The sequence below is a fragment of the Candidatus Enterococcus huntleyi genome, from assembly GCF_009933175.1.
Taxonomy (GTDB): domain Bacteria; phylum Bacillota; class Bacilli; order Lactobacillales; family Enterococcaceae; genus Enterococcus_K; species Enterococcus_K huntleyi.
The window spans coordinates 210,740-220,912 of sequence record NZ_MAEJ01000010.1; the positions used below are offsets into that span (position 1 = coordinate 210,740).

Here is a 10,173-nt window from a genome sequence, read left to right on the forward strand (position 1 = left end):
GGCTTTTTTAAGTTTCTTTAATGCTCTTTATTTCCTTCCCATCATTAAAGGAAAGTAAATAATAGGTTAGCTGATTTTGGCTATCTTTCGTCATAATCTCCCAAGTAGGTTGATTTTCGTAAATTCCCAGACTGCGTTTAACGACCGCTTCTCCAGGATGGTCACGTAGGACGACTTGCTCAGCCTGTTGTTCAGAGAGCCCATCTTTTTGGTTTAACACTTTTACTTTGTCTCCCGATTTGGAAATAATCACAGCCACCTCATGGTTTTTGTCATCTTTTCCCAAAACACTAAAGTATGTTTCTTTTCTGGTAAACCAATAAAATTGATCCACCGTCTTAACCTGAGCGTATTTTTCAGCAATTTCCACAGCTTCGGCTTTGGCCTGAGCCATTGGACGATTTGCACGGATATAAAAGACAGCCGTTAAGACGATAATTGTTAGTAAGACGGTGATAGCTGAAATTAAAATTAGCCCAACACGTTTCTCATTTTTTGCTTCATTATTCACTAAATGGCGCTCCTTTTCTATTGAGTGTGCATGCTAAACTTAGTGAGAATCACTTGTGTTCAATTATAGCAGATTTTTTTCAAAAAAACGTTACTTCAAGAACAGATTGTTCGGCGTCGATTATTCTTTTCTTTTTCTTAAGAATTGCTGAATATCAGCTAGCATATCGGCCATTGATAATTCTTGAATGGGTAGTTTCTTTGGCAATGCATTTTGTAGTCTTCGGCTATATTTGGCAGTTAAGAACCGTCTATCTAAGACAATTAAAACACCTTTATCTGTCTCTGTTCGAATCAATCGGCCTAATGCTTGTCGTAATTTTAGCGCAGCACGAGGAACAGATTCTTGGTAGAATGGATTCAAACCTTCTGCTTGTAAAAATTCATTTCTGGCACGGACAAGCGGTCTTTTGGGATTATCAAATGGCAACCGAGTTACCAACACGATTTGTAGCACATCGCCAGGTAAATCAATACCTTCCCAAAAACTATCGGCTCCGAAGAGAATACTATTGTCCGACAATGAGAAACGCTTCAGGATTTTTTCACGACTACCACTAACCCCTTGCGCCAATAATTCACGTCCCTGATTTAAAAAGGTCTCATGCAACTGATAGTACACCCTTTGTAAAATATCATGAGAAGTAAATAAGACTAGAATGGAGCGATTCTCTTGTTGGGCTAACTCGCGAATGGTCGACGCCAGGTACTGAGTGTATTCGTGCGGACTTGATTCAGCAATCGAAAGCCCCTCCGTAGGGACATATACGCGAGCTTGATTCTCATAATCATAAGGATTAGGAATAACTTTAAGCGGTGTTTCCGGTAAGCCTAAACGTTGAGAAAAATAGGTTCGATTTGCGCCGATTTTTAGAGTGCCTCCCATATACATGATCTTTTTGTAGCGTTTGTACCATGCTGTTTTAGGTAATAAGGCCGCTTCAAAATCGTGGATATGCAACGTACCACCGGCTTGGCTTTTCGCTGGAACTACCCAATGAACTAACTGGTTGTCCCAGCTTGTGAGCCATTGCGTCACAGTGAATGCTTGTTGTTTCATCGAGTCAAAAAGACCAAATAATTGAGTTAAAGTTAGACGTTCTTGACTTACTAGACGACTTTGCAGGGGTTCTAAGACCGGAATTAATTGGTCTTGCAATGTGAGCAGCTCTCGATACAAGAGTAGCAAGCGCTCAATGGCACGTTCCCCTTCTATTGAAAGAGCATCTAGTTGTTCTTTGAAAATCACCTGTTCTTCTTCTAAAGAGGTATTTCTTGGAAAGAGATCCAATAACTCTTGGAAGAAGTCAAGCTGCTCCTCCACGAGCTCTTCTAGCTCTTGCTGATATAAGGTAACTAATCGTTGAGTTCGTTCATCCTCAGTCAACAAATCAGCAAGGCGAGAAAAGAGTTGCGTCGGTTCCATCAACTGCTGCACGCGTTTTTTGAATTTGATTGAATCAAATTGATGGTCACTAATTTTTTCAGCGATTTCTGGCAAATGATGGGCCTCATCGATTAGTAAGTAATCGCTTTTTGGCAATAACGGTGTTTCTCGTAAAGATTCCTGCGCTAAAAAGGCGTGATTTACTATTAAAAAATTACTTTGGTCAACTTTTTTATAGAGATGGCGTAGAAAATCTTCTTGATAAAATGAATGTGTTTTAGATAATGATGAAAGCCCATGATGTCTGACTTCTTGCCAAAATACGTGATTCAGACTCGTCATATGTAATTCATCAAAATCACCAGTCTCTGTCTGCGTCAGCCAAACAAGTACCTTCATTTGAAAGAGTGCATATTGTTTTTGTTCAACTGGTTGCAGTAGGGTCGCTTTAAATCGTTGAAGATCAATGTAATGGCGCTGACTTTTTACAACTGTTGCTTGAATCGGCTGATCCAATATCTGGTTCAATAAAGGAATATCTTTTGTGAGAATCTGTTGCTGTAACAGAAGTGAAACAGTACTGATAATCGCAGGCTTTTCCGGTGTTGCAAGGAAACTGAGCGGAAATAAATAGCCGATAGTCTTGCCCATACCTGTAGCTGCTTCGATTAAGATATCTTTGGCTGTATTTTCTATTGAAAAGTGAGTAAAGACATCATTCATTAAACGTGCTTGTTCTTTTCGGTAGGTCAATTTTTTCTGAAAGATCTTTTGTTTTCCGGCTTTCTTTAAAGGAAAGTCTTTCTCCCCATAATGAATTTCTGAAAATAATGGTTGCTCTTTTTTTCGAATAGCTAAGCCGTCAACCACTTGTAAAGAATCAGAGATTGGTCCGGAATTTTCTCGCATCGAATCCGTCACCTGTTGAATGTATTCTCCTGTATTCATACCCGTCAGACCACTTAATTTGCCAATCTGTTCCATCGTCAATATAGGTAATCTTCTCATGTGGGCTTCAATCGTCAAAAATAATTCTGCGGTGACTTTTGCGTCGCTATCTGCTTGATGCGGATTGTCATGAGTTAAGCCGTAGCTGTCAGCAAGATCCCCTAAGCGAAAGCTAGTTTCTGTAGGTAAAAATATTTGAGCTAGCTCCACTGTATCAATACCTGGTATCGTCAATTCAGGGACACCACAGCGAACCAGTTCATGGTTCAAAAAAGTATAATCAAAATAAATATTGTGGGCGACAAATGTCGTTTCAGCTAATAAATTATAGATAGTCAAAGCAATATCTTCGAAATACGGTGCTTTTTGCACGCGACTATTACTGAGGCCAGTTAAGCTTTGGATTTGTTTTGAAACTACTCGATTTGGGTTGACGTCTGTTGCAAACTGCGAGACAATCTTCCCTTTCTCAACTAAGACACAGCCAAATTGAATGATTCGGTCTTCTTTTGGATTGGTGCCCGTCGTTTCAATGTCCACAATTGCGTAGGTTGTTGGTTTCATTCTATTCCTCCTCGCCTTTGTCTGCTGAAAATTATACTACAACTTGACCGAAAAGTATGCAGTTCCTCTTTGTTTCTTAGGCTATAGGAAACCTATACGAAAGAGGGCATAGAAAAAGAACTTGAGAAAGCTTGCGCTTCTTCAAGTTCTTTTGTGGGTTTGTGCCTCAACTTTTCAGGCTAAAGAGCGTTGCAACAGTCATTTCTATCAAAATACTTTTACTTAATTTCCGCCTTCAGCAAGTTTATCTAAATGCTTGAGGTAACGGAATTTGGAAATCAAATAGAAAATGAATAGGCAGACAAAGTAAATGCCAATGATTTTAAAATAAATGATCCAGACAAAGCCAGCGTCGCGACCTAAAAGCATCGTCAAGGCGAACAAGGCCATGGCAAAATGGGCAACCGCGATTAAAACGGGTGGGAAATACATTAAAAGCATTTCATTTCTGACAATTTTGTGGCGGTCTTTTTCACTAACTCCTAAGATATTCAATGAGCGATGGTAACGACCATCACGATCTAAATCACCGAATAGGCGGAAATAAAGAATCGATGCGGAGAAGCTAAAGAAGACTGAACCTAAGAGAATTCCAATCATCAGAATTAATCCATTGGCTTGGCGAGCATTCTGCCAAGTAGTGTAGAGTGAATCAACATGGAAATAATCTGGCATTTCTCCTACCGGTTGCTCTTCATCGGTTGTGGCATTTGTGTCCTCTGATTGCTCCTGATTGGTCTCATCGTAAGAATCTTGTATCTGAGTATAGGCGTCCTCTTCACGCTTGTTCATTTCAGTCATGATTTCTTGATCAATCTCCGGATAATCCATCCAATCTTTAATATGAAAGATCCCTACGTGATTTTCTATTGATCTCTCCTCTTGACCAGATTCTGCTAGATTATTTTCAGTGAAACGGTCATACAACGAATCAGAAACAACCGATAATTGAAGAACCGATAAATTGAGCGAAAATGGTAATTGGACAACCTCGAGCTGGCTTTCTTCATCCCCTAGCTTCATGTTATATAGGGAGGTGCGCTGAGCGACTGTCGCATTCTTCGCTTCAATTAATGCGGAATTGCTATTGGTGAACATGAATAATTGATTGTCCTTCATTGATAAGTCAGGCAAATCAAATTCTTTGGCTAATTTTTTATAACTACTCAACGAAATTGCCGGGTAAGAATTGCTATATGATTGTCCTGGCACAGTTAAGTAGGGCGAATACTGATAGCTAACCGTCTCTTCGAAAACAGGTTCGCCGGTTTCTTTTAATTTTTCACGGATAAACGAAAAGTTGTCTTTTTGAACGTCAGTCATCGGTGAATCAATACGCCCAGAATAAACATAGGCAGCCGTATTCCCTTGGGTATCACCGAATTCAGAACTACCCAAGACCGCTGTCACACCAATCCCTACAAAGGCCACGGAAGAAACCACTGCAATCAAGGAATACATCATGGCGTTATCCTTCATTCGAAAGATCAGTTCACTAATCGTTAGCATATTCGTGCCACGATAAAATAAACGACTCTTTTTAAGTAATTTTAATAGCATGATACTCCCTTGTCGAAAGAATAGGAAGGTGCCGATAATCGTACATAGGACGCAAGATAATAATAAGAAAAATAGATAAGGCGAGCTTTGCGTGTCGGTTGCAAATAGCCAGATAGAGAGATAGCCTAGACCGAGAAAGGCAAAGCTTAAGATGGCTAAGAAGCCATTACTTTTTGGTTCAGGTTGACCCTTATCATCCTCTTTTGCCATGGAAGAAAGTTCCTCGGTTTGGATACGGAACAAGCTAAATAAGGAGATGAGAAAGAAGATCAGGACGAAGATACCAAAGCTGAGAACCATCGCTTGCCAAGGCCAATAAAATTTCAGTCCCGCTTTGAGTTCTAGGATATTTTGGCTAACCAGTAAAATAACTTTGGATAAGAGCACACCGAGAAGGACGCCAACCGTCGTTGCGACAGTTCCCAGCGCTAAATTCTCAAAGAAAATTAACTTGCGCAAATCCTTCGTGCTCATGCCTAAAGTCAGGTAAACCGAAAAATCTCGTTTGCGCGAATGGAGAAAGACCGAAAATGTGTACCACAAGAAAATAAATGAGAGCAGCACAATCACGATCTGGGAAGCTTTGAGTCCCATACCCGCGAAATAACTAATCCGATCGCTACTGGCTTGAATATTTTTACTTATCTGCGGATGAAAATTCAGTAAAGAAAAAATAAAAAAGACGAATACTGAAAACAAACTACTGAAGAAATAAGCACCATAGCTTCTGGTATTTCTGGTTAAATTACGAAAGATGAGGGTTTTGAAATTCATGACTAGCCCCTCCTAAATGTGCGAGAACCGCTAATATATTTTGATAGAATTCTTCCCGATTGTCGCCACAATAAATGTCATTGAAGAATTTCCCATCCTTGATAAAGACCACTCGATCAGAATAACTAGCAGAGAAAGCATCGTGCGTCACCATTAGTGTGGTGACTTTTTTCTGCTTATTGGTTTGACTTAGTAGCTCCATCACGGTACGCGCAGATTTTGAATCCAAGTTTCCGGTTGGCTCATCCGCTAAAATTAATGATGGATCATGAATCAAGGCGCGAGCAATAGCGACACGCTGTGATTCCCCACCAGATAGTTCAAAAATCCGTTTCTTAGCTAGCTTTTGAATGCCTAACTCTTTCAACAAATGCGCACATTTTGTTTGCATCTCATTGACTGGTACGCGATCAAGAGTTAGTGGCATCATGATATTTTCTTCAACATTTAAGGGAGCCAATAAATTATAGCTTTGAAAAACGAAGCCTAGATTTTGTCTACGAAAAGCTGAAATTTTTGATTTAGAAAATTCATGTGGATTCTGTCCTTCAATGAAGACTGAACCACCTGTTGGTTTGTCCAGAGTTGCAATGACATTCAATAAGGTTGTTTTGCCGCTACCAGACGGCCCCATAATGCTGACGAATTCGCCCTCTTGAACCTTCAAACTAATTTGTTTCAGGACTTCCACTGGGACAGCCCCTTGATACACTTTGGATACATCTTTTACTTCTAATAGTGCCATAATTTTTTTCCTCCTTGTTCTTTGTCTTTAGTTTACAAGCAAAGAAGAAAAACTCCTATGGGTAAACTTGTCAGCATTCTTACAAACTTGTCACGTTTTATCATCAGGCATATCTACAAACGTTAGCGTATTTCTGTGGAGAGTTCTCTGAAATATTTTAGTTACGCCTTTGCGAAATGGGTCGCTTAGATAGAAAGAAAAAATGAGACGAAGTAAATGAAAAGTACCTCATTCTCATCTAAATTCGCTCATCTTCGCTTATTTCTAACTGACCTTGCTTTTTATAATGTTCATCTATCTTATAGCAATCGTTCACTGCTATTCTTTTTCTGGCGCGTCTAGTTGGATCCAATCAGTAAATAGGATGGCGATGGATGTACCGGCACCTACCTGTGATTCGACTTTCAGTGCTAAGCCTAGCTCGGTAGCCGCTTTTTCACTGAGGTAAAGCCCCATTCCGGTTGCTTCTTGTTGTTTACGTCCGTTCTCACCAGTGAAAAATGGTTGGAAAATTTTTGGTAAGTCCGATGACGGGATACCAATGCCTTGGTCTTTAACGATCAAGGCAAAGCCGTCTGCTCGTTGTTCACCATAAATCGTCACAGTCGCTTCCTCTTTTGAGTATTTGATGGCGTTTGATAAGAGTTGGTAAAGAATAAAGTGTAACCATTTTTGATCACTTTGGACTTGAATAGTTGGTGACATGTCTAATTTTGGATAGACGTGACTACGAATCAAGTTTTGTTTGTGTTCTTGAATGACCTCTTTGGCTACCTCACTGATCCGTAAAGGACGTATAACAAAATCTTCACGTAGATTTTGAATACGGCTCATCGTCAAGGCTTGCATGAGCCCTTCTTTTAAGCGATCGGTTTCTTCGCGCAAACTTTCTACATCAATTGTTGGTTCTTGGCTAAGTAATTCGATGACAGCTAAAGGTGTTTTCATTTGGTGAATCCACAAATCCATAAAATCGTGTTGCTGCTGTTGATTCTTTTTTAAAGTAGTCGTTTCTTGGTAATATTTTTGGTGATGACGCGCAAATAACGCATCTAGTTCTTTCCCGACTGGTGTCGAAAGCTCATTAAGCTCATCATAAATCTCCTTGGAATCGGATAGTTTTTGATAGAATTTTTTTTGCTTATAGTAACGATAACCATAGAAAAGGCTTGTTAAAAATAGTGCTAATACAAAGATATATAGTACTAAACGACTACTCCGATAGCCGTCAAGCCAAATCAGAAGTAGCGCGAGGCAGACCAGCCCAATCTGAAAACTAAAATTAAGCGAATTTTCTTTGATAAATAATTTCATGCGTCTTCCTTTCGTAATTGATAGCCTTGGCCCCTGACTGTATGCAAGACGTTCTCCATGCCAAGTGTGGCTAATTTCTTTCTCAAACGAGTGATATTTACCGACAGCGTATTGTCATCGACAAAGTTTTCATCATCCCAAAGCTTATTTAAGATTTGCTCCCGACGAACAATCTTTGGCGTCGCAGTTAAAAATAAGTCCAGCAACTCGCCTTCGCGCTTAGTCAGTAACTCTGTCTTCCCTTGGAAACTCATCTCTAAACGTTCCGGATAATAAGAAAGTCCTTCCCATGAAAAAGCGCGTTCCTCTTGGGCTGGTAAATACTCACCCACTCGCCGCAACAAGCTTTTAATTTTAGCAATCAGAATTTCATAGGAAAAAGGTTTAACTAAATAATCATCAGCGCCATATTCTAAGGCCATGACCTGATCCATGTTACTATCTCGCGAAGAGATGAATAAAATCGGAACTAAAGAAGTTTCACGAATCTTTCGACACCAGTAAAAACCATCAAAATAAGGCAAATTCACATCAAGTAAAACTAGCTGAGGCTGTTCTTTATTGAAAGTCTCGTTAATGGTCTGGAAGTCCTCTGGCGTCACTACTTGGTAACCATATTTTTCTAATTGTGAGGTAACTAAACGCACAATTTTCTCATCATCTTCCACTAAAAATATTTTCATATTGGACCTCTTCTCTGTTGAAGTATTCTTACATTCATCTTACCCGATTTTTAGACAAAATGGAAAAACTTTAAATGGTTTCCAAAGTTTTTTAAAAGGTTATTAATAGTCATTTTGAAATCAGTCTCGGATTGAGTAGCGAACAGACAATGATTTGTTGAGACAACCAGAATGAAGAGGTAAATTCGGTTGGTTGTTATTTTCTGTAAGTAGAAGTGAATTGAGATTGACTCCCAAGTATACTTCGTAGTTATACTATAGATAGGAGGTGATTCACATGAGAAGTCATGAGATAAGTAAATTACTGGGAATTCCCGTTTCTACTCTTCATTATTATGAGAAAGCTGGATTATTGACACCGACTAGAAATGAGAATGGCTATCGTATCTACCAACAAAATGACGTTGAGACCATGAAGTTTGTTTTATTTCTTAAAGAAATGAAGTTTACCTTACCCGAAATCAGAACGATTCTGAGTCAATTCTCTCGTCTCAATGCCTATAAAGATTTAGCTGAATATGGAGAAGCAACTGCTTTTTTTGCTGAAAAGAAGCGACAATTCCAGCAATCAATTGAACGGTATCAATTAGCCATAGAAATGATTGATTTAATTTTCGAGAAACATTTTGAACACCCGAGTGCGGATAATGCGCTAGAAAATAAAGAAGCAATAATTAGAAGAATATATCAGCTGACAGAACGATTTTGGCAAGTGAAACTTGAATCTACCCCATTGAATAAAGAAAACTTTTTCGAATAACTACTTGACCCCAAAGGCTACTTTGGCGATATACTGAGCGCACTAAATAAGTTTGGAGGCTAACAATAATGAAACAAACGGTACTGATCACTGGCGCGTCTTCAGGAATTGGCAAGGGGTTTGCTTATGCTTACGCAAAAAAATCAAATAATCTTGTATTAATAGCGCGAAGTAGGGATAAATTACAGAAAATAAAGTCTGATTTAGAGCAGAGATACGAAATTTCCGTTGATTTTATCATGTTAGATTTGGCGGAAATCGGCGCTTCGACAACCGTTATCAAGAAAGTAAAAGAAGCGGGACTATCGATTGATGTAGTAATTAATAATGCTGGATTTTCAACTAAAGGACTATTTGGCTCAGCTGATTTGAAAGAACAACGGGATGAAATGATGGTAAATATGCTGACGCTCACGGAACTAGCGCATTTATTTACTAAGGAGTGGGCTGGGCAACGTGGGAAAACTATCATTAACTTGGCTTCAGCGGCCGCGTTTCAAGCCACGCCGTATTCGGCAGTTTACAGTGCCTCAAAAGCATACGTTCTGTCATTGACAGAAGCCTTACATATTGAGTATAAAGATCGCGGTATTTTTTATTTAGCTGTCTGTTCTGGCCCAACAGATACTGCTTTTTTTGATAAAATTGGCGATTTTGGATTTTCTAAGAAAAGAACTGTCGAACAGGTTGTTGCGACAACTTTTAGAGCTATAGAAAAGAATAAGATGGTGGCTAAAGACGGTTGGCTAACCGTCGTAAGATCACAAATTAATCGCGTGTTACCAAGAAAAACAATCACCAAAATTGTGGGGAGAATTGCTGGGAAATATTGGGAAAACATCTAGCGGTAAAGGCTAATACTATTTATTTGCGACAATTGGATTGATCTTTTTCTCTTCATTCCTTTAATCGAGTAGAGGTCCGAACG

The 10,173-nt window shown here is 39.3% G+C and carries 8 protein-coding genes; 2 read left to right on the forward strand and 6 right to left on the reverse strand.

The genetic code is table 11. The annotated features are described in order from the left end of the window. Window positions 1-7 precede the first annotated feature (7 nt). The 6 genes from BAU15_RS07475 to BAU15_RS07500 form a co-directional block, all read right to left on the reverse strand. Window positions 8-511, reverse strand: a complete 504-nt coding sequence (locus tag BAU15_RS07475; protein WP_161842115.1) for a cell wall elongation regulator TseB-like domain-containing protein — start codon at window positions 509-511, stop codon at window positions 8-10. Between the two features lie 120 nt (window positions 512-631). Continuing rightward, a complete protein-coding gene (locus BAU15_RS07480; protein ID WP_161842116.1) occupies window positions 632-3,409 on the reverse strand; it encodes a helicase C-terminal domain-containing protein in 2,778 nt (925 codons plus the stop codon). A 222-nt stretch (window positions 3,410-3,631) separates the two neighbouring features. Then, window positions 3,632-5,743 carry an ABC transporter permease gene (locus BAU15_RS07485; RefSeq protein WP_161842117.1) on the reverse strand — a complete coding sequence of 704 codons (2,112 nt, stop codon included), beginning with the start codon at window positions 5,741-5,743 and terminating at the stop codon, window positions 3,632-3,634. Continuing rightward, on the reverse strand, window positions 5,715-6,488 hold the full coding sequence (locus BAU15_RS07490) for an ABC transporter ATP-binding protein (protein WP_161842118.1): 774 nt from the start codon (window positions 6,486-6,488) through the stop codon (window positions 5,715-5,717). Before BAU15_RS07490 ends, BAU15_RS07485 begins: the two co-directional genes overlap by 29 nt. Window positions 6,489-6,806: 318 nt before the next feature. Continuing rightward, the gene (locus BAU15_RS07495; RefSeq protein WP_161842119.1) at window positions 6,807-7,802 is read right to left on the reverse strand and encodes a sensor histidine kinase; all 996 of its coding nucleotides are present in this window, start codon (window positions 7,800-7,802) and stop codon (window positions 6,807-6,809) included. Continuing rightward, window positions 7,799-8,485, reverse strand: coding sequence for a response regulator transcription factor (locus BAU15_RS07500; protein WP_161842120.1), 687 nt, complete (start codon window positions 8,483-8,485; stop codon window positions 7,799-7,801). The genes BAU15_RS07495 and BAU15_RS07500 overlap by 4 nt, the downstream gene beginning before the upstream one ends. 277 nt (window positions 8,486-8,762) lie before the next feature. Here BAU15_RS07500 and BAU15_RS07505 point away from each other — a divergent pair, with 277 nt between their 5' ends. Together BAU15_RS07505 and BAU15_RS07510 are read left to right on the forward strand one after the other, a co-directional pair. Continuing rightward, window positions 8,763-9,245, forward strand: coding sequence for a MerR family transcriptional regulator (locus tag BAU15_RS07505; protein ID WP_161842121.1), 483 nt, complete (start codon window positions 8,763-8,765; stop codon window positions 9,243-9,245). A 68-nt stretch (window positions 9,246-9,313) separates the two neighbouring features. Continuing rightward, window positions 9,314-10,090 carry an SDR family NAD(P)-dependent oxidoreductase gene (locus BAU15_RS07510; protein WP_161842122.1) on the forward strand — a complete coding sequence of 259 codons (777 nt, stop codon included), beginning with the start codon at window positions 9,314-9,316 and terminating at the stop codon, window positions 10,088-10,090. The last annotated feature ends 83 nt before the right edge of the window (window positions 10,091-10,173 follow it).